This window comes from Halomonas sp. TG39a (assembly GCF_000744395.1).
Classification (GTDB): Bacteria; Pseudomonadota; Gammaproteobacteria; order Pseudomonadales; family Halomonadaceae; genus Vreelandella; species Vreelandella ventosae_B.
This window is the reverse complement of record NZ_JQLV01000001.1, coordinates 981026-1001653: the sequence shown is the minus strand read 5'-3', so window position 1 is coordinate 1001653 and position 20628 is coordinate 981026. Positions and strand designations below refer to the sequence as shown.

General features: G+C 56.4%; 17 protein-coding genes. 9 read left to right on the top strand and 8 right to left on the bottom strand.

The window, feature by feature from the left end; translation table 11 throughout:
- Positions 1-156 precede the first annotated feature (156 nt).
- The 3 genes from trmA to U738_RS04385 form a co-directional block, all read right to left on the bottom strand.
- Positions 157-1281, bottom strand: a complete 1125-nt coding sequence (gene trmA / locus U738_RS04395) for a tRNA (uridine(54)-C5)-methyltransferase TrmA (protein WP_035577703.1) — start codon at positions 1279-1281, stop codon at positions 157-159.
- 40 nt (positions 1282-1321) lie between these two features.
- Positions 1322-2155: a glutamate racemase gene (gene murI, locus U738_RS04390; protein WP_035577702.1), complete on the bottom strand. Its 834-nt coding sequence runs from the start codon at positions 2153-2155 to the stop codon at positions 1322-1324.
- A gap of 88 nt (positions 2156-2243) precedes the next feature.
- A complete protein-coding gene (locus U738_RS04385; protein WP_035577700.1) occupies positions 2244-2789 on the bottom strand; it encodes a hemerythrin domain-containing protein in 546 nt (181 codons plus the stop codon).
- 282 nt (positions 2790-3071) lie between these two features.
- On the opposite strand from U738_RS04385, the gene U738_RS04380 reads away from it, so the two are divergent.
- A complete protein-coding gene (locus tag U738_RS04380; RefSeq protein ID WP_035577699.1) occupies positions 3072-4406 on the top strand; it encodes a replication-associated recombination protein A in 1335 nt (444 codons plus the stop codon).
- Positions 4407-4508: 102 nt separating this feature from the next.
- Here U738_RS04380 and lolA read toward each other — a convergent pair whose 3' ends face one another.
- Together lolA and U738_RS04370 are read right to left on the bottom strand one after the other, a co-directional pair.
- Positions 4509-5159 (bottom strand): outer membrane lipoprotein chaperone LolA, encoded by a 651-nt coding sequence (lolA, locus tag U738_RS04375; protein WP_035577697.1) that lies wholly within the window; start codon positions 5157-5159, stop codon positions 4509-4511.
- 180 nt (positions 5160-5339) lie between these two features.
- A complete protein-coding gene (locus U738_RS04370; RefSeq protein WP_035577695.1) occupies positions 5340-8525 on the bottom strand; it encodes a DNA translocase FtsK in 3186 nt (1061 codons plus the stop codon).
- Between the two features lie 106 nt (positions 8526-8631).
- Here U738_RS04370 and aat point away from each other — a divergent pair, with 106 nt between their 5' ends.
- From aat to infA, 3 genes are all read left to right on the top strand, one after another.
- Complete coding sequence (gene aat / locus U738_RS04365) at positions 8632-9378, top strand: leucyl/phenylalanyl-tRNA--protein transferase (protein WP_035577691.1); 747 nt, start codon at positions 8632-8634, stop codon at positions 9376-9378.
- 49 nt (positions 9379-9427) lie between these two features.
- Entirely contained in the window at positions 9428-10162 is a 735-nt protein-coding gene (locus tag U738_RS04360; RefSeq protein ID WP_035577688.1) for an arginyltransferase, read from the top strand.
- A 131-nt stretch (positions 10163-10293) separates the two neighbouring features.
- Positions 10294-10512: a translation initiation factor IF-1 gene (gene infA / locus U738_RS04355; protein WP_007111068.1), complete on the top strand. Its 219-nt coding sequence runs from the start codon at positions 10294-10296 to the stop codon at positions 10510-10512.
- Between the two features lie 206 nt (positions 10513-10718).
- Here infA and clpA read toward each other — a convergent pair whose 3' ends face one another.
- The 3 genes from clpA to U738_RS04340 all read right to left on the bottom strand — a co-directional run bounded on the left by clpA (position 10719) and on the right by U738_RS04340 (position 15987).
- Positions 10719-12995 carry an ATP-dependent Clp protease ATP-binding subunit ClpA gene (gene clpA / locus U738_RS04350; RefSeq protein WP_035577685.1) on the bottom strand — a complete coding sequence of 759 codons (2277 nt, stop codon included), beginning with the start codon at positions 12993-12995 and terminating at the stop codon, positions 10719-10721.
- Between the two features lie 139 nt (positions 12996-13134).
- Positions 13135-13443 (bottom strand): ATP-dependent Clp protease adapter ClpS, encoded by a 309-nt coding sequence (gene clpS, locus U738_RS04345; RefSeq protein WP_035538640.1) that lies wholly within the window; start codon positions 13441-13443, stop codon positions 13135-13137.
- A gap of 309 nt (positions 13444-13752) precedes the next feature.
- Positions 13753-15987 (bottom strand): NADP-dependent isocitrate dehydrogenase, encoded by a 2235-nt coding sequence (locus U738_RS04340; RefSeq protein ID WP_035577683.1) that lies wholly within the window; start codon positions 15985-15987, stop codon positions 13753-13755.
- 165 nt (positions 15988-16152) lie between these two features.
- Here U738_RS04340 and U738_RS04335 point away from each other — a divergent pair, with 165 nt between their 5' ends.
- The 5 genes from U738_RS04335 (at position 16153) to purB (ending at position 20598) form a co-directional block, all read left to right on the top strand.
- The gene (locus U738_RS04335) at positions 16153-16761 is read left to right on the top strand and encodes a pseudouridine synthase (RefSeq protein WP_035577681.1); all 609 of its coding nucleotides are present in this window, start codon (positions 16153-16155) and stop codon (positions 16759-16761) included.
- Positions 16761-17201, top strand: coding sequence for an NUDIX hydrolase (locus U738_RS04330; protein ID WP_035577678.1), 441 nt, complete (start codon positions 16761-16763; stop codon positions 17199-17201). Before U738_RS04335 ends, U738_RS04330 begins: the two co-directional genes overlap by 1 nt.
- 103 nt (positions 17202-17304) lie before the next feature.
- On the top strand, positions 17305-18480 hold the full coding sequence (gene mnmA, locus U738_RS04325) for a tRNA 2-thiouridine(34) synthase MnmA (RefSeq protein ID WP_081899034.1): 1176 nt from the start codon (positions 17305-17307) through the stop codon (positions 18478-18480).
- A complete protein-coding gene (hflD, locus tag U738_RS04320) occupies positions 18477-19118 on the top strand; it encodes a high frequency lysogenization protein HflD (RefSeq protein ID WP_035577673.1) in 642 nt (213 codons plus the stop codon). The genes mnmA and hflD overlap by 4 nt, the downstream gene beginning before the upstream one ends.
- Before the next feature lie 94 nt (positions 19119-19212).
- Positions 19213-20598, top strand: a complete 1386-nt coding sequence (gene purB, locus U738_RS04315; RefSeq protein ID WP_035577671.1) for an adenylosuccinate lyase — start codon at positions 19213-19215, stop codon at positions 20596-20598.
- The last annotated feature ends 30 nt before the right edge of the window (positions 20599-20628 follow it).

The following is a 20628-nucleotide window of genomic DNA, read 5'->3' as shown; positions in this document are numbered from 1 at the left end:
CATCACCTCGACTGCCTGGGCCATTAACCGGCCAAAAAACGAAGGACAATAGGCCTTTAGGCCAACATAACGGCTAGCTTACGCTACCTATCGTCACGGCCCTAATCACCTGACGTGTTGTTCATGACGCATACCGTTTACGCATTAGGTCGACGCTTACTCGACCTCGCGCCGCTTTAACAGCACCCCACACTCACAGTGGTCGGTAAACGGAAACTGGTCAAACAGCGCAAAGCGTTCTATCCGATGGGTGTTGGTCAGTATGGTCAAGTTTTCAGCTAACGTGGCTGGGTTGCATGAAATATAGACGATCTGGGCGTACTCGCTGAGTTGCTCACAGCTCTGCGCGTCTAAACCAGCACGCGGCGGATCGACCAGCACGGTAGAAAAATCGTACTCATCCAAGGCCATTTCCGCCACGCGACGCCCGGCTTTTTCGCCCTTCAGTGCCTGAGAAAACTCTTCAGCTGACATGCGCCCAATCTGTGCGTTCGTTACCCCATTAGCTTCCAGGTTGACGTTGGCGCTGGCCACCGAGGTGCGAGAGATTTCGGTGGCCAGCACGCGGCGGAAGTTGTCCGCCAGGGCGATGGTGAAATTTCCATTGCCGCAATAGAGCTCAACCAGATCTTTGTTTAAGCCCTGCTCTGGCTGGTCGGCGGTGACATCCCGTGCCCAGCGGAGCATTTTCTGGCAGATATGCGCATTGGGCTGGGTAAAGCTGTTTTCGACCTGTTGGTAGTGTAGCGTTCGGCCATCCACCTCTAGCCGCTCCCAGACGTGGTCACGGGTCAACACAAGGCGCTGCTTGCGGGAACGACCCATAATCATAATACCCAACTGTGCTTCCAGCGCCCGCGCTTCTTGCTCCCACTCTTCGCCTAACGGGCGGTGATAAATCAGCGTTACCAGCGCCTCCCCCGATAGCGTGGTTAAAAACTCGACCTGAAACAGCTTGCGGCGTAGCTCGCTAGACTTAAGGCAGGCCTCGCGCAGTTGCGGCATGAGCTGGTTAATGCGCTCGCTGGCCACCGCGTACTGATCTAGCCGAATCACCCGCTTGTTCTTCGGATTCTCAGGGTCTACCTCGAACATGGCGTAGAAGAGATCGTCCTCTTCGTGCCATATGCGAAACTCGCAGCGCTGGCGGTAATAACCCGGCGGCGATTCAAACACCTCTAACGCCGGTGGCTGGAAAGGGGCAAAGGTACTTTCCAGGTAATCGCGCTTGGCGGCTAGCTGCTCAGCGTAGCGCTCAGGTTCTACAACGGGGATAGCCAAGGCTGCTCCTCTTAATATTTTGATCAGAAGTAAATAACGTTCAGTCGTCCATATCCAGCCATTGGGACGCCTTAAACCCATAGCGGGCGAAACCAGCGGTCAGGTTGGCAGCGGGTGCCGTGGTAAAGCAGCGGCCATCCTGTTGACCGCTATAGAGCTCATCAACCACTTGCGCGACCCGGCGGGCAATCGCGTCGCCGGAATCGATCCAGTGCAGCGGCACAGGGGCCAGCTTGGTCAGCCAGGGCTTTAGCAGCGGGAAATGGGTACAGCCCAGCACCACGGTATCCAGGGCCCGATCGTCAGAAGATAAGCAGTCAGAAGATAAACGGAGGGCAGACGAAGGTGTCGAGGCGTGCCATAACGGCGCCAGGGCCGCCTGCATACGGTCAGTATTGGGGCTTATACCCGCCAAGTACGCTTCTGCTTCGACGACCAAGGCATCAGCGGCGACGCGAGTAATGACGCAATCACTGGCAAAGCTATCAATCAAGCGCTGGGTATAGGGCCGGCCAACCGTGGCTTTGGTGGCAAGCAGCCCAATATGGCGTGTCTGGCTGATCGCCGCGGCAGGTTTGATCGCGGGCACGGTGCCCACAACGGGGATCGCTAATCGTTCGCGCAAATTTTCCAACGCCAGGGTACTTGCGGTATTACAGGCAACGATCAAAACGCTCGGCTGGCATGCCGCCACTGCGGCGCAACACACTGCCACGATACGATCAGTCAGCGCTGCGTCTTCGCGCAGCCCATAAGGCAACCAAGCGTTGTCGCAGGCGTAACACAGCGCCGCATCAGGGTAGTGTTGGCGCAGGGACTGCGCCACCGACAGGCCGCCAACGCCGGAATCAAAAATTAACACGGGCCCTTTCATGACTCTGCCTGAAAAAAACGGAGCCGCTAGTTTAGCATGCTCCGTCATTTTATTAATGGCCGTTAGTGCGCTGCGAATGCCGCTAGCGCTATAACACGGGCACGTCGGCCCCGCGCAGCTCGGCGTAGAGTTCGGGGTAGGCTTGCTGCAAACGCTCTAACTCCTGCTCAGCGCCTGCTGGGAGCGCCTGACGCAGCTCTTCCATGTCCTCGGGGCCAAAGTGTTCATCAATCAGCGGGAATAGGCCTTCACGCTCATGGCGCAGATAGGCTCGGTGGGCTTCTAAATAGGCTTTCAAATCATCGGCAAAGCGATCCATTGGCAGAACATTATCCATCAGTATCATGTCGATATCGTTGGATAAGCGCTGCAAACGCGGCTTTAATTCACGGTAGTCCTCCGCCATCTGCTCGGTAAGCGCAACATGCTCCGGCGCCTGGGTTTGCAGCCGCTCCACACAGACACGCTCCAGCGGCGCTGCGAAACCATCCATATAGGATAAAATATAGTCGACGACCTCGCGCATCAGCTGAAAATTGGGTCGCTCTCCCTGGACAAGGGTTTTCTGCTTTAACTGCAGCACATGGAGTAATCTCGCCATGTTGGCATGATCTAGACGCAGTTGGTTTAACATCGAACCGTCTCCTTTATTGTGTCATGCCTACCATCGAGCCTTGGTGATTGACAGCATGCGATCATAAGCGCGGTAACAAGCATGTTGTGTCGCTACAACGTATCGTAACCTGAGCTTGTCGTAACGGTAGGGGGTTATCATAAACAATGCCCCTCTAGCGTTATCCTAGCAAGTGTATCTTTCTGATAGGTTACGCCAAAGGTAGTTCGCTAAGGCGCGGCTTACCACTCACACTTGTTGGTAATTTGTTGCTCAATGGTTTGATTTATAACGGAAGCTTACATGGATCTTTTTGATAGCGCCCAGGCGACACCTGCCGACGACGCCCCGTTAGCCTTTCGTATGCGTCCACGTCAGTTAAATGATTACGTGGGTCAGCAGGCGCTGGTGGGGCCAGATAAACCCTTACGCCGCATGGCGGAATCAGGCGTCGTGCGCTCAATGATTCTATGGGGCCCGCCGGGGGTTGGCAAAACCACGCTGGCGGAGCTATTGGCACGGGCTTCCCAGGCTCACCTAGAACAGCTCAGCGCGGTAATGGCTGGGGTTAAAGAGATTCGCGCCGTAGTCGAGCGCGCCCAGCAGATGTCATCCACGGTTATCCTCTTTTTAGACGAGATTCATCGCCTTAACAAGAGCCAGCAGGATGCCCTACTGCCCCATGTGGAGTCGGGCCTGCTGACGCTAATAGGTGCCACTACCGAAAACCCCTCCTTCGAAGTCAATTCGGCGCTACTTTCCCGCGCGCGGGTTTACGTGCTGAAATCGCTCACTCAAGACGAACTGACCACGGTGATGCGCCAGGCCCTTAACGACGTTGAGCGTGGGCTGGGCAAGCGCGATATCCAGGTTGATGACGAGGTATTAACCGCCCTGGCCCACGCCAGCGCAGGCGACGCCCGACGGGCACTGGGGCTTTTAGAAACCGCCTGCGATTTCGCTACCCAGGAAGCTGGCCGCGAAGTGCTGCATAAAGCGGTACTCGCCGATGTGATTGGCCACCAGGCCAGCGCCTTTGATAAGCAGGGGGATGCTTATTACGACCTGCTTTCAGCGATTCATAAGTCGATACGCTCTTCGCGCCCCAATGCCGCGCTGCTGTATATGGCGCGCTTTATGCAGGGCGGCGGCGACCCACTGGATGTGGTGCGCAGGCTAACCGCCATTGCCTCAGAAGATGTCGGCAACGCCGACCCCCGCGCGCTACCGCTGGTGATTGCGGCATGGGATGCTTACTTACGCTTGGGGGATTACGAAGGCCAGCGGGCGATTGCCCATGCGGCGATTCATTTGGCAGTGGCGCCCAAAAGCAACCGCATCGACCGCGCCTGGAGTGAAGCTAAACAGTACGTGCGCCAGCAGCCCCAGGTGGACGTGCCCACTTACCTGAGAAACGCGCCGACCAAGCTGATGGAGCAGTTAGGCCACGGCGAGGGCTACCGCTATGCCCATAATGAACCAAACGGCTACCCGGCGGGCAGTGCCCACGACTGTTGGCCTGAAGAGCTACCTAAGGCCGACTTTTTCAAGCCAAGCGCCATCGGTCAGGAGAAGCGCTTTGGGGAAATTATGGCGTGGCGGGAAAATCTTGATCAGGAAGCAGATCAGGCGCCCTAAGGCGCCTGATGGTTCAACCAGTGGCAGGTTTAACTGCCACTCTCCAGCAATTACTTATCTTTAACGACTGACTCCTTACACCTGACCATTCACGCTTCACCCTTAAAGCTCTTCGCGGATAACATCGGTGCCTTCGGGGATCTCGAAATCAAACATATCCGGGGCGATATCACCATTGAGGGTAATATTGCTAAACGTAATCGAGGTGCGCTGGCCGGTGCTGTCCATCATCCACAGCTCGCTTAGCTCTTCACCTTCAAACACCATGCTCAACTCTTCAAACAGCGTGTCGGCAGAGATAGGCACTAGAGTAAAGACATCGTCTCCCTCATCCTGCTCGTAGAAAACCTCATAGCTTTCGGCTAAATCATCCACGCTTCCCGACAGCAGCAACGCTGGGGTATGGGTGACCCGATCATCCATCTCTTGAACGGTGACCTGTTCAAGGTCAGGGTCGTACATATACACATCTTCACCGTCGGACACCACGGTTTGAGAGTACGGCGCTTCCACTTCCCAACGCAGCATGCCTGGGCGGGACAACCACATCTGCCCCCGCGCGCTCTGCATCCGCTCGCCACTTCCATCCAGAATCTGCTGTTCAAAGTCGGCTTGATAGCGCTCAAGCGGATCCAGCCGCTCGGTCAAACGTTCGGCCGCGTCATCCGCAAAAGCGGGAGCACCAAATGTTAACCCCAAAGCGCTGGCCGCAAATGCCAGTTGTGAAGGACGTTTTGTTTGCGTATCGCGCATATGATCTCCCTAGGCAACCGTTGACAGATAACCGTTGCTAAATAACGAAGCTTGTTAAAAATAACTGAGGCCGGTGTAACCGCTCATGCCTCACTCGGAAACGTAACAATCAGACGTGAAAAACGCCGTGGGGTTTCACCTACGGCGTTACTTTCACGCTTATTGCATAATTGCGCGCGGTTAGTGGCCCACCGGCGGCGGCGCCAGCACTTCCCGCGCCCCGTTGGAACCCATGGACGTCACTACGCCAGCGCCCTCCATAGCCTCAACCAAGCGCGCAGCTCGGTTGTAGCCAATTTTAAAGCGCCGCTGCACCGCAGAAATCGAGGCTTTGCGTGTTTCGGTGACAAACTGGACGGCCTCATCGTAGAGCGCGTCCTGCTCTGCATCGTCGCCATCGCCCCCTTCAGCCTCAAGGCCAGTTAGGGCATCGGCAGAGACGCCGCCAGAAAGAATCTCTTCGATATACTCCGGCGCACCACGACGCTTCCAGTCATCGACCACCCGATGCACTTCGTCATCATCCACAAAGGCACCATGGATGCGGTTAGGCGGCCCAGAGCCCGCGGGCAGATAGAGCATATCGCCATGCCCCAGCAGGCTTTCGGCGCCGCCCTGGTCAAGAATGGTGCGCGAATCGATTCGAGATGAGACCTGAAACGCCATCCTTGATGGGATGTTGGCTTTAATCAAGCCCGTCACTACATCCACCGAGGGGCGCTGAGTCGCCAGAATCAAATGGATACCGGCAGCGCGGGCTTTTTGTGCCAGGCGCGCAATCAGCTCTTCCACCTTTTTACCGACAATCATAAACATATCGGCAAACTCGTCGATCACCACGACGATGTAAGGCAACTTCTCCAACACCGGATGCGGCTGATGCACTTCCCAAGGCTGCGGCTCCCAGAGCGGGTCGGCCACTTGAGCACCGGCGCGCTCCGCTTCGTCCAAGCGGCCATTGAAGCCCGCAATGTTGCGCACCCCCATGGCTGCCATTAGCTTGTAGCGGCGCTCCATTTCAGCGACACACCAGCGCAGACTGTTGGCCGCCTCTTTCATATCGGTAACCACGGGCGCCAGCAGGTGGGGAATACCGTCATACACCGACAGCTCCAACATTTTCGGGTCGACCATAATCAGCTTCAGCTCGCTGGGCTTCGCTTTCAGCAGCATCGAAATCAGCATGGCGTTAACGCCCACTGATTTACCCGACCCGGTGGTACCCGCGACTAGCAGATGGGGCATCTTGCCCAGGTTAGCGACCACGGGACTGCCGCCAATATCCTGGCCAAGCGCCATGGTTAGTGGCGAGGTCTCCTGTTGATAGCGGTCGGAGTCGATGACTTCGCGCAGCCGGATCATGGCACGGTTGGGGTTGGGTATTTCGATCCCCACCGTGGGGCGACCGGGTATCACCTCGACCACACGCACGCTTTTGACCATCAGTGAGCGTGCCAGGTCTTTGGCGAGGTTACTGATCTTAGACACTTTGACGCCCGCGGCGGGCTTAATCTCAAAGCGCGTAATGACCGGCCCAGGCCAGGTATCGACGACTTCTGCCTTGACGCCGTATTCGCGTAGCCGCACTTCAAGCAACTCAGCCATATCGGCCAACTGCTGGTCGCTGTAGTTGGGCTGATAAGGCTCTGCGGGTGTCAGCAGTTGCAGGCTCGGCACGTCGCCTTCGGGCTCATCCAACGTCTCAAAAGCAGGCCGCTGGCTCTGCAAATGCTCCACGGTCCATAGTGCAGGGCCTTCATCCGCTTCTGGCGTGCTCTCGTCGGGCGCGAAGGTGGGCTCCTGACGGGCTGCCGGGGTTGGCGTAGGCGGCGCATTGCCTATCTCGTCATCGTTCAGCTCTTCATCATCCAGTTCTTCATCATCCCACACCGGCTCCGGGACGACCTCAGCCACCCGTTCAGGTCTACGGGCAGACTCAGGTGCAGCAATGCGCTCAGGCACACGCTCAGCCTCGCTAACACGTTGTTCGGCCTCGGTGGGGGCTTCGTCGTTGACAAAAAAGCGGCTTTCCGCAGGCGTGGGCGGCTCTTCTTGACGCGTCGCACGCAGCGGGAAGGCAGTGTCGGCTTCTTTGGGCTCTTCAAACGCAGGTGTCTGCTTCTCAGGCACTGCGGCCGGTTTCTCAGCCTGGACAAAGGCATTTTCGCGCGGCGCTGCTACCTTTTGCGCGCTGCTATCGGCTGACTCCGCGTTAGGAGTAGAAGTGATAGGTGCGGGTGTTTTAGCTGGCACATGCTTATTGCTTGAAAAAGCCGCCGCTTCCCAGGGAATAGAAGTGTCCGTGGTCTCGCTGCTTTCTGAAAGGCTGTTTTCTGAAGGACTCACTTCGGAAGGAGTCGTTTCTGAAGAACTGTTCGCTAAAGAACTATTCGCTAAAGAGCTGCTCTCTGACGTGCTGCCCGAAAGCGGCATAGACAAGCCGGGCTCACGGCGCTCGCGACCGCTCGGGCTTTTACCGACTGGCTCCGCCGCAGGCACAGCGTCGGGCTTAATCTCCGCGGTTGCGGCTTCAGGCGCTACTGGAGACTTACTTTCAGGCGCTAGTGGGGACTTAGCTTCAGGCTGTACTGGAGACTTAGCTTCTGGTTTCGGCGTAGGCTTAGCGGCGGCTTTAGCAGCCGCACGTTGCGCTGCGCGCATGCGGCGAGACTGCCGACGTGCCGATAACCAGCTGCCCAGGCGACATAGTCGCTTGCCGAGCTCATCCGCCACCTGCAGCCATGACATACCGCTAAACAGCGGAAAGCCGCTTAAAATTAACGCCGCGGCGATTAGCCCCACGCCGCCACTGCTTACCAGCGGCCTAAGCGCGCCGACCAGGCCTTCGCCCAAAATACCGCCAGAGGCGTAGGGCAGCATGCTTTCAGGGTGATAAAAGTGCAGCGCACCCAGCATGGTCGTGCCAAAAATAAGCAGCATCAAGCCGCCCGCGTGCACGGCAATCGCCACCGGGTCAAGCTCAAAACGCACCTGACGCGAGCGAATCAGCCACCAGGCGGCAAAACCAAACATGCCTGGCCACCACAATGCGCTGGCGCCAAGCAGTGAATAGAGGACATCGGCTAGCCAGGCGCCTACTTGGCCCATCCAGTTACGAACATCGGTTTCCGGGCCCTGATAAGACCAGCCTGGATCAGACGGGTGGTAGCTAAATAGTGCTAATAATAAAAACACACACAGCGCAAGCAGTATCACCACTACGCCTTCGCGTACGGAGCCTTGTAAGCGCAGGCCAAAACGACGAGCCTTATCCTTTGCGGCGTTAACACGCGCAGAAGAAGCCGATGATGGTGTTTGACGCGCGCTACGCTGCGTTCGCTTGTTTACTGCTTTATTCACTTTCAAGCGACTCTCCCTTTACACCTCAATGGCGTCTTTAATCCACTTGCGAGTTTGCATGATACCGAGCATCCTTCCGCCGTCACAGAGCACGCTGCAACAGGAGCAAGTAATGCTACCTTGGCTTTCCTCGCCACATCCTACATTTCCAGCTACGCATAACGCCCTAGAGGCGCCCAATGGCCTGCTGGCCGCTGGCGGTGAGCTCTCCCCCACCTGGCTGGTAGAAGCCTATCGGCAGGGCATATTTCCCTGGTTCAGCGACGACGACCCCATTCTGTGGTGGAGTCCAGACCCGCGCATGATACTCCTACCAGAGCAATTTAAGCAGCGTCGTAGCCTAACCAAACGATTACGCCATGGTGGCTTCCATGTCACCCTGGATCAACACTTCGACCAGGTGATTCAGGCCTGTGCCGCCCCACGTGGCGAAGAGGCTGGCACCTGGATCACGGATGACATGTGCGACGCTTACAGCCTGCTGCATGCCTTGGGCATTGCCCATAGCATTGAAGTCCATCAAAACAGCCAATTAGTGGGCGGGCTGTATGGCATTGCCATGGGCCCAGTGTTTTTCGGCGAGTCGATGTTCTCCCGCGCCCCGGATGCCTCAAAGGTAGCGCTGGCCCACCTTGCCAGGGCCATGCGCGAGCACGGTGGCAAACTCATCGACTGCCAAATGCATACGCCCCACCTGGAGAGCCTGGGCGCTATTACAGTCGCCCGCGAGGCATTCATCAACTATCTTAAAAACTGGTTGCCCGATAAGGCGTTTACGTTCCCTTCACCAACCACTGAGACACCCACTGTTCCCGCATCGCTGTGGCTAAACGCGATTGCCGCTGAGGGTAATGCATAGTGACGAACTTATTCTGTTTCAACCCTTTCTTTCAACAAGGAGGCAAGCCGTGAGCAGTAACACTCCGCGTCGCCCGGTGCGGGATTTACGCTTCTTCCTTACCGTGCCGCATGCCTGTAGCTACCTACCCGGCCGAGAGGCGACGACACTGTTTCTCGACCCTCAGGAGTCGCCAGTCCCAGGTGTCTATGACTCGCTGGCGCTGTTAGGGTTTCGTCGCAGCGGGCGCCATTTATACCGCCCTCACTGTGAGGGATGCAACGCCTGCCGCTCGGTGCGTATTCCCGTTGAACAGTTTGCGGCTAACCGCACGCAACGCAAAATTTGGCGCCGCAACGCCGATATTAGCGTGCGTATCGTGCCCGCTCACTTTGCATCAAGCCACTACTCGCTCTACGCTAACTACATTCGTCAGCGCCATGCCGACGGCGATATGTACCCGCCCAGCCGTGAACAGTATCGCACTTTTCTCACCCTTGATGAGCCCTATGCCCATCTAATGGAGATGTACCTCGACGACGAACTGGTCGGGGTAGCCGCTTTTGACCAGCTGGAGCATGGGCTCTCGGCAATCTACACCTTCTTTGCCGTGAGCGAGGCCTTGGACAAGCGTTCGCTAGGCACTTTTGCTATTCTCCAGCTTATTGAACTCAGCCGAGAAAAAGCGCTGCCGCACCTTTATTTAGGGTATTGGATCGAAGAGTGCCGTAAGATGCGCTACAAGCAGGCGTTTGCGCCGTTGGAAATCCTTGATGGGCGCCATTGGCGGCCGTTAATTCGCTAAACATGCCAGCTTTTTTGCCTTGACGGCGGGCTTACGGCACAATATAGCGCTGTTTCTTGAGCGCCCACCTAGCGGCACTCAAATTCTGACCGATTATTACATCACTAACTCATAAGTGAGGACATGCCTATATGGCACGCGAAGATCATATTGAAATGGAAGGCGTTATCGTCGATACCCTTCCGAACACCATGTTTCGGGTTGAGCTGGAAAACGGTCACGTTGTTACCGCTCACATCTCCGGCAAAATGCGCAAAAATTATATCCGCATTCTGACCGGCGACAAGGTAAAAGTAGAGCTGACACCGTACGACCTGTCCAAAGGCCGTATCGTTTACCGTTCGCGCTAAGCCCTCAGCTTGTTGATAGCTGATACTAACGCGTTGGGCTGGCTTCGACTGCTGCTAAGAACTGTTTCGAAGAATTGCTTCTAGGACAGCGCCGATCAGTGTCAATGACTGCTGACTAAGAACGACAACGCCCCGTCAAAGACAGGGCGCTGCGTTTTTATGGGTACAACATAAGTGATGGGCTTTAATGCGGCTTAGCGCCCTTTTCAGGGCGCATCTGCCATTTCAGTCTCTGTGGAAAGGTGCAACTCGCCCTCCTCCAGGCTAACGTGAACAATGCCGCCCTGGTCAGCCAGCTCGCCAAACAGAATCATCTCGGCTAATGGCTTTTTCAGCTTCTCTTGAATGAGGCGCGCCATTGGGCGTGCACCCATATCAGGATCATAGCCTTTATCGGCCAGCCAATCTCGTGCCATGTCGTCCACATCCAGCTGAACACGCTTCTCATCCAGCTGCGCCTGCAGCTCGATCAAGAACTTGTCGACGACGTTGCGCACCACCGAAACCGGCAGCGAATGGAACTGAATAATGCCATCCAGACGGTTGCGGAACTCCGGCGAGAAGGTCCGACGAATCACTTCCATGGCATCGGTGGAGTGGTCTTGATGCTGGAAGCCAATGGAGCGGCGCGACGCCTGCTCAGCACCGGCGTTAGAGGTCATGATCACGATAACGTGGCGGAAATCGGCTTCGCGGCCGTTGTTATCCGTTAAACGACCGTGATCCATGACCTGCAGCAGCAGGTTAAAGACTTCCGGATGAGCTTTCTCGATCTCATCCAGCAGCAGCACACAGTGCGGCTGCTTAGTGACCGCTTCCGTCAGCAGACCACCCTGGTCGTAACCGACGTAACCCGGGGGCGCACCGATCAAGCGCGATACGGTGTGACGCTCCATATACTCCGACATATCAAAGCGCACCAACTCGATGCCCATAATATGCGCAAGCTGCTTGGCCACTTCGGTTTTACCCACCCCCGTGGGGCCAGCAAACAGGAAGCTACCGACGGGCTTATCGGGGGATTTAAGCCCTGCCCGGGAGAGCTTAATGGCCGCCGAGAGGCTATCGATTGCTTCATCCTGCCCAAACACCAGCATCTTCAGGTCACGATCCAGCTTCTCTAGCAGCTTGCGGTCAGAGCTTGAAACACTCTTCGGCGGAATACGCGCAATCGATGCCACCACGGCTTCCACTTGCTCGACGTCGATGGTCTTAAGACGCACTTCCGGCGGCAATAGACGCTGGTGAGCGCCCGCCTCGTCAATCACGTCAATCGCTTTGTCGGGCAGGAAGCGATCGTTGATGTAGCGATCCGCTAAACGTGCCGCGCTCTCAAGCGCGCCATCGGTATACTTCAGTTCGTGGTGCTCTTCAAAGCGAGAACGCAGCCCTTTGAGGATTTTGATGGTGTCGTCGACCGACGGCGCCATCACATCCACTTTCTGGAAGCGCCGCGCCAGGGCACGATCTTTCTCGAAGATACCGCGGAATTCTTGGAACGTGGTCGAACCAATGCAGCGCAGCTCGCCCGAAGAGAGTAGTGGCTTAAGCAGGTTAGACGCATCCATCACACCACCAGAGGCGGCGCCTGCGCCAATCACCGTGTGGATCTCATCGATGAATAGCACCGCGTTAGGCTGCTTGCGTAGCTCGCTCAGCAGGCTTTTGAGGCGTTTTTCAAAGTCGCCACGGTACTTGGTACCGGCCAGTAGCGCGCCCATATCCAGCGAATAGACCACCGCATCGGCAATAACGTCGGGAACATCTTCTTCAACGATACGCTTGGCCAAGCCTTCGGCCACCGCGGTTTTACCCACGCCTGCCTCACCGACCAACAGCGGATTATTCTTGCGCCGCCGGGCCAGAATTTGCACCACGCGCTCAAGCTCGTGGTCACGGCCAATCAGCGGATCAATTTTGCCCAGCCGCGCCTGCTCATTCAGGTTGGTTGCGTAGCCCGTGAGCGGATGAGCAGCGCCCTCATTGCCACCCTCTTCCGCGTCTTCGCTCTCTGACGAAGAAGGAGCGGGAGACGGCCCGTGACCAGCCACTTTGGAGATACCATGGGCGATGTAGTTGACCGCATCAACCCGCGCAACACTCTGCTGTTTAAGGAAGTAAACCGCTTGGCTCTCTTGCTCGGAGAAGATCGCTACCAGCACATTAGCGCCGGATACTTCACTTTTACCCGATGACTGAACGTGGAAGACCGCCCGCTGTAAAACACGCTGAAAACCAAGCGTGGGCTGGGTCTCGCGATCACCCTGGCCTTCTGGAATCAGTGGCGTGGTCGAGTTAATAAAATCCTGCAGATCGGACCGCAGCTTGTCGAGGTTCGCCCCGCAGGCCTTCAGTACGTCTACCGCTGAGGCATTATCTAGCAACGCTAGCAGCAGGTGCTCAACGGTCATAAACTCATGGCGCTTTGAGCGCGCCACGGTGAAGGCCGTGTTCAGGGTCATTTCAAGTTCTTTGCTCAGCATGGCAGTCCCCTTTTCGCTACTACCTAGGGCGTATCGCCACCTAGGGCTTGCGTCGGATCAGTTTAATCGACCGGCACTCTCAACATCGGGTACAAATGGCACGGTTGCAAGCCTCACCGCCAATTATTTCTCAACGTTTTTAATTGGCGGCCTCAATATCACTTATCAACGGGTGCTCACACTCCCGGGCATATTCGTTTACCTGATAGCTTTTGGTTTCAGCTATATCCCGCGTAAATACGCCGCAGGTGCCCTTTCCTTGGGTATGTACGGCGAGCATAACCTGAACGGCTGTCTCGCTGTCCATGTTGAAAAAATCTTGCAGCACTTCAATGACGAACTCCATCGGCGTGTAATCGTCATTGTGAAGCACCACCTTATAAAGCGGCGGTTGCGCCAGCGCCGGTTCTGCTGACTGCACCGCGATATCGCCATCTTCATCGGGCATATTTGGCCGTGTCATCCCCGTTTGTACGGGTAGCATGGCCAAGCATGAACTATCTAGGTTGGGCATAAGCAGCACGGTGGTTGTCTCAACACTGACCGCTGGAAGCGTCTACAGGTCTCACGATGGCTAATTGGCTATTAACTTTCACTATTAGCTAAGACGCTTTCGATCAGCAAGGGTTCATGGAAAAATTAAAATATCACAGGGTGTAACAGGGAGTGCAAGAGCGGGTGGAATAGAGAACTTAATACGAAACCCCCGCCCGCCGAGCGGACGGGGGTTAACAAGCCTCATCGCGGGCGGTTGCTATTAGCTCTTAGCGACCATGGCCAGCGTTTCGTTAAGAGTCTTGCTGGGGCGCATAACCTGACCAGCCAACTCAAGATCTGGGTGGAAATAGCCACGAATATCGACAGACTGCCCCTGAACGCTGTTCAGTTCATCGACAATGGTCGCCTCTTTGGCCGTTAGCGCGTCGGCCAAACGACCGAATAAGGCTTGCATCTCGGCATCTTCACTCTGCTCAGCCAAGGCTTCTGCCCAGTATAGCGCCAAATAGAAGTGGCTGCCGCGGTTGTCGAGCTCACCCACTTTGCGCGACGGCGACTTATTGCTATCCAGGAACTTACCGTTCGCCTGATCGAGGGCTTTAGCCAGCATTTTCGCCCGGGCGTTATCGAAGGTGCTGCCCAGGTGCTCAAGGGATGCCGCCAGAGCCAGGAACTCGCCCAGCGAATCCCAGCGCAGGTGGTTCTCTTCCAGCAACTGTTGAACGTGCTTGGGCGCAGAGCCGCCAGCGCCGGTTTCAAACAAACCACCGCCATTCATCAACGGTACGATTGAGAGCATTTTGGCACTGGTGCCCAGCTCCATAATCGGGAACAGATCGGTCAAGTAGTCGCGCAGTACGTTGCCAGTGACGGAGATGGTGTCTTCGCCCTTACGGATACGCTCCAGGGAGAAGCGCATGGCGTCTTCCGGCGCCATGATACGAATATCCAGGCCAGTGGTATCGTGATCTTTCAAGTAGCTTTCGACTTTCTTGATCAACTGAGCATCGTGAGCGCGCTGGGCATCCAGCCAGAAGATAGCGGGCGTGGCGCTTTCACGGGCACGGTTAACCGCCAGCTTCACCCAATCGCGCACCGGGGCATCTTTGGTCTGGCACATCCGCCAAATGTCGCCCTGTTCAACGCTGTGCTCTAACACGACATTGCCGCTGGCATCGGTAACGCGCACCGTACCGTCAGTGGGGATTTGGAAGGTCTTATCGTGAGAGCCGTACTCTTCAGCTTTCTGCGCCATTAGACCCACATTGGGCACGCTGCCCATGGTGGTCGGATCAAAGGCACCGTGCTGTTTGCAATCTTCAATCACGGTTTGATAGATACCGGCGTAGCAGCGATCAGGAATCACTGCTTTAACGTCGTGTAGCTGGTCGTCGGCCCCCCACATTTTACCAGAGTCGCGGATCATCGCGGGCATAGAGGCGTCGATGATCACGTCGCTGGGCACGTGTAGGTTGGTGATTCCTTTGTGGGAGTTCACCATCGCCAAACGCGGACGCTCGGCATACAGCGCCTGTATCTCATCCTGAATCTGGGTCTGACGCTCTTCTGGCAGCGATTTAATCGCCGAGTAGAGGTCACCGATACCGTTATTGGCATCGAAACCCGCCTGCTGAAGATCATCAGCATGCTTGCTCAGCACGTCCTGATAAAACTCGCTGACCACCATGCCGAACATGATCGGATCAGAGACTTTCATCATGGTCGCTTTAAGGTGCAGCGAGAACAGCACGTCTTTCGCTTTGGCGTCAGCGACTTCTTCGGCCACAAAACGGCGCAGCGCGTTACGGCTCATCACCGCACCATCGACCACTTCGCTTTCCAGCACCGAGGTTTTCGGCTTGAGTACCGTCGTGCTGCCATCTTTCGCGACCAGCTCAATCTTAAGATCGGTGGCCTTTTCAATTAGCGCCGACTTTTCACTGCCGTAGAAGTCGCCTTCACGCATATGCGCGACATGAGATTTGGAGTCGCTGCTCCATTCACCCATACGGTGAGGATATTTGCGGGCGTAATTTTTAACTGACAAGGGCGCGCGGCGGTCAGAGTTACCTTCACGCAGTACGGGATTGACGGCACTGCCTTTGGTTTTGTCGTAGCGGGCCTGGATATCTTTTTCTTCGTCAGTTTGGGGCGTTTCCGGGTAGTTGGGAAGTTTGTAGCCCTGCTGCTGCAATTCTTTGATCACCGCCTTTAACTGGGGCAGTGAGGCGCTGATATTAGGCAATTTAATAATATTAGCTTCTGGGGTCTTGGTCAGTTCGCCAAGCTCCGCCAGGTGATCGCCGATCTGCTGCTCTTTACTCAGATAGTCGGGAAACTGAGCGATGATTCGAGCGGCCAGGGAAATATCGCGGGTCTCTACCTGAATACCAGCAGAATCGGTGAATGCGTCGATAATGGGTAGCAGGGAGTGTGTCGCGAGCGCGGGCGCTTCGTCGGTGAGCGTATAGATGATCTTCGGCGTTTTGGTCATTTTTGCGTTAACCTCTCTCTTTTCGCTGCGGTGGCAAGAAATCTTGAGCGGAGCGCGAGCTCAACGATGGGCGCCCCATCAGGTAGCCGGAGTATACCAGCGCTGCCCTCCATGCGCATGGTCGACATGCCAAAGGCACCGAGTAAAGAACAGCAACGAGACTTCATGAGCAACCTCTATCTACTGCATAAGCCTTTCCAGGTACTGAGCCAGTTCACTGACCGTGAGGGTCGCCCCACGCTGGCGGACTATATTGATGTCAATAATGTTTACCCCGCCGGCCGGTTAGATTACGACTCTGAAGGCCTGCTGCTGCTCAGCGATGACGGTGAATTGATTCACCGCATCTCTCACCCCCGCCATAAGCAGCCCAAAACCTACTGGGCTCAGCTCGAAGGGCACATTGATGACACGGCGCTCAAGGCGTTACGCCAGGGCATTACCCTTAAAGACGGCCCCACCCAGCCCGCTAAGGCGCGGCGAATAGGTCCTCCCACTACCGCGCCGCGCCACCCGGCCATCGACCCCAAGCGCCATCCCTCGACTAGCTGGCTGGAGCTAACCCTCAGCGAAGGGCGTAACCGACAGGTGCGCCGCATGACGGCCCACGTGGGCTTTCCCACCCTGCGCTTGATTCGCATCGCCATTGGCCCATGGAAGCTGGACGGTTTGGCCCCTGGCGAATGGCGTAAGGAAGCGCTACACGCTCCTCGACCCGCCAATACGCCTGCTCGCCAGCGAGCGCGACCCACCACAAAACGCAGGAAGCCCTGATGAGCCTTATTCGCAGCACCGCAGCCTGCGTGATTCAGCAGGGTGAGCGCTTTTTGATGGTAGAAGAGCAGCGCGGCGGCCCTCAGAGCGTGTTTAACCAGCCCGCCGGTCATATCGAACCCGGCGAGGGGCCTATCGCGGCAATTCTGCGTGAGGTGCAGGAAGAGACCGCTTGGCAGGTATCACTCACCGGTTACCTGGGCCTATACGTATTCCATAGCGACGCAGGACAGACGTTTCATAGCCACGGTTTTATTGCCAAGCCGCTTGATAAGCTTGATCTCGCCCTTGACCCCGATATTTTCGCCACCCATTGGCTCACACTTGAGCAAATACGCGCCTTAGATCACCAGTCACGTCTACGCAGCCCACTAGTACTCAAACGTATTGAGGATGCGCTCAGCGGGACGAGTTATCCGCTGGCGGTGATTCGCGAGTGAAGCACTCGAAGCCATCACCCCCCATCGTGTATAATCCCCGCCCAATTGCATAACACTTTTTAGCAAACCACCTTTTGCACACTATTTCTTACTGAGGATGCCAATGTCATCCAATACCCAGCCAGCCAGCGATGGTTCAACCACTACCGAGCCCTCTACTAGCGGCAAAGTCATTGTCGGTATGTCCGGCGGTGTCGACTCGTCCGTTTCTGCCCTTCTCCTCATGCAACAAGGCTATGAGGTGGAAGGTCTGTTTATGAAGAACTGGGACGAAGACGACGGCACCGAATACTGCACCGCTAAAGAAGATCTCGCCGACGCCGAAGCGGTCTGCGCCAAGCTGGGCATTAAACTGCACACCGCCAATTTTGCCGCGGAGTACTGGGATAATGTCTTTGAGCACTTTTTAGCCGAATACAAAGCGGGCCGTACGCCCAACCCGGATATTCTGTGTAACCGGGAAATCAAGTTTAAGGTGTTCCTTGAATACGCCGAAATGCTGGGTGCCGATAAAATCGCCACCGGGCACTATGTTCGTCAAGGGCATGTCCGCCAAGGCATGAGCGAAAGTCGTCCGCGCCTGCTTAAAGGGCTGGATGGCAATAAAGATCAAAGCTACTTCCTGCATGCGGTGCCGGAAGCCGCGATCGCGCGCACTCTGTTTCCCGTGGGCGAGCTGGAAAAACCCGCCGTGCGTGCGTTAGCGGAACAGCACGAGCTGATTACCGCCAAGAAAAAAGACTCCACCGGGATCTGCTTTATTGGCGAGCGGCGTTTTCGCGACTTCCTGCAGCAGTACCTACCCGCCCAACCCGGCAGCATTGAAACGCCGGACGGCGATGTGATTGGCCAACATATGGGACTGATGTACTACACCCTGGGTCAGCGCCAAGGCTTAGGCATAGGCGGACTGGCCAACTACTCAGAAGAGCCCTGGTACGTGGCAGCGAAAGACCTTGATCGCAACGTACTGGTCGCGGTGCAGGGCAAGCACGATCAATTGCTCTACTCCGACACTCTGGCCACGGAAGCCATGGATTGGGTGGCGGGCGAGCCGCCGATTCAGCAGGGTCGCTTTACTGCCAAGACGCGTTACCGGCAAAGCGACTGCCGCTGCGAAATGCGTGTGCTGCCCGACGGCGGTGTCGAGGTTACCTTCGATGACCCGCAGTGGGCCGTCACCCCCGGCCAATCGTTGGTACTTTACGATGGCGACATTTGCTTGGGCGGCGGCGTTATTCGCGCCACCTGGAAGAAAGCCGCGGAGGCTGCTGCATGAATCCCACCACGCCGATCCATCGCGCGCCCGACTCGCCGTCTGCCCGCCAAGCGCTTGCGTTAGCAGGCGTGTTCCAAGCCGCCAGTCTGGTGGACGAACTCGCCCGCACCGGGCAAGTCGACCCGCGCGCCTGGGAAACGCTGATTGAAGCCACCGTGGATACCAACCCGGAGAGCTTTGAAGCTATTTACGGCGGGCACCCCAACAACTTACGCCGTGGCCTGGATACCTTAGAAGCCCTGGTGGGCCGCAAGCAGGCGAACCCGGTGGTGCTGCGTTACGGTTTTTCGCTGCTGATGCTGATGAATAAACTGCGCACCAGCAACGACATGATGGACGCTCTGGGCCAAAAGCTCACCCGCATTCAGGGACAGGCCGAGCATTTCGGTGCTACCCATGAAAACGTGGTCGCCAGCCTGGGGGAAGCCTACCAAGAGACCATTTCCACCTTTAAAACCCGCATTGTGGTGCAAGGTGACCCCTCGCTATTGCAAAGCCGCATGATGCCCGAGCGTGTGCGCGCCTGCCTGATGGCAGGGATTCGCTTTGGGTTATTGTGGCATCAACAAGGCGGGCGGCGTTGGAAGCTGGTATTCCAGCGCAAAGCGCTACGCCGGGCGCTGGACAGCCTCAGCTGACCGCCACCCAATCGACTACTCTGTTCTCGTTTGACTTGTTCTTGATTAATTTGCTCTCGATTAATTTGCTCTCGAACCACCTGGAAACCATGCCATGCAACTCTCCGCTTTGACCGCCCTCTCCCCCGTTGACGGCCGCTACGCTTCTAAAGCCGCCGCCCTGCGCGAACACTTCAGTGAATTCGGCCTGATTCGCGCCCGTGTGATTGTGGAAGTTCGCTGGCTTCAGCGCCTGGCCGAGCACACCCAAATAATCGAAGTGCCGCCGCTCTCCGCTGAGGCAACCGCGTTTCTTGAGCAGCTGATTCGTGAGTTTTCAATCAGCGATGCCGAGCGCATCAAAGAGATCGAGCGCACTACCAACCACGATGTCAAAGCGGTGGAGTATTTCCTCAAAGAGAAAATTGCCGATCAAGCCGAGCTACATGCGGTCACCGAGTTTATTCACTTTGCCTGCACCAGTGAAGATATCAACAACCTCTCTTACGGCGTGATGCTCAGCGATGGCCTAACCGCCATGCTGCCCACCATGCACGAAGTGGCCGACGAAATCGCCAAGCTGGCCATCGCCCACGCCGCCCAGCCGATGCTATCCCGTACCCATGGCCAAACGGCGACGCCAACCACGCTGGGCAAAGAGATGGCCAATGTGGCCTACCGCCTTAAGCGCCAGTTGAAGCAGATTGAAGCGGTGGAAGTGCTGGGCAAAATCAACGGCGCCGTGGGCAATTACAACGCCCACCTGACCACCTACCCAGAGATCGATTGGGAAGCCAACGCACGTACCTTTGTGGAAGGCCTAGGGCTAACGTTCAACCCTTACACCACCCAGATCGAGCCCCACGACTATATCGCCGAACTGTTCGATGCTATCTGCCGCTTCAATACGATCTTGATCGACTTCGATCGCGACGTATGGGGCTATATTTCATTGGGTTACTTCAAGCAGCGCACGGTTGAGGGCGAAATTGGCTCATCGACCATGCCGCACAAAGTGAACCCGATCGACTTTGAAAACTCCGAGGGCAACCTGGGTCTGGCCAATGCGGTACTGAGTCATCTTGCCCAAAAGCTGCCGATTTCCCGCTGGCAGCGTGACCTCACCGACTCCACCGTACTGCGTAATCTGGGCGTAGGCTTGGCCTATGGTTTAATTGCTTACCACGCCAGCTTAAAAGGCGTCAGCAAGCTGGAAGCCAATCCCGAGCGTTTAAACGCCGACCTGGATAACAGTTGGGAAGTGCTCGCCGAGCCGATTCAAACGGTGATGCGTCGCTACGGCATCGAAAAGCCCTACGAAAAACTTAAGCAACTGACCCGCGGCAAACGTATTGACCAAGCGGGCTTTGCGGCGTTTATTGATACACTGGAATTGCCCAGCGAGGTTAAAACCGAGTTGAAGGCGCTTTCACCGGCCAACTATATTGGTAATGCTCAGGCCCAGGCCGAAGCATTGACGCAACAATTAAACTGTCTATAAAGACATCTATAACGACACCTTATATCGCCA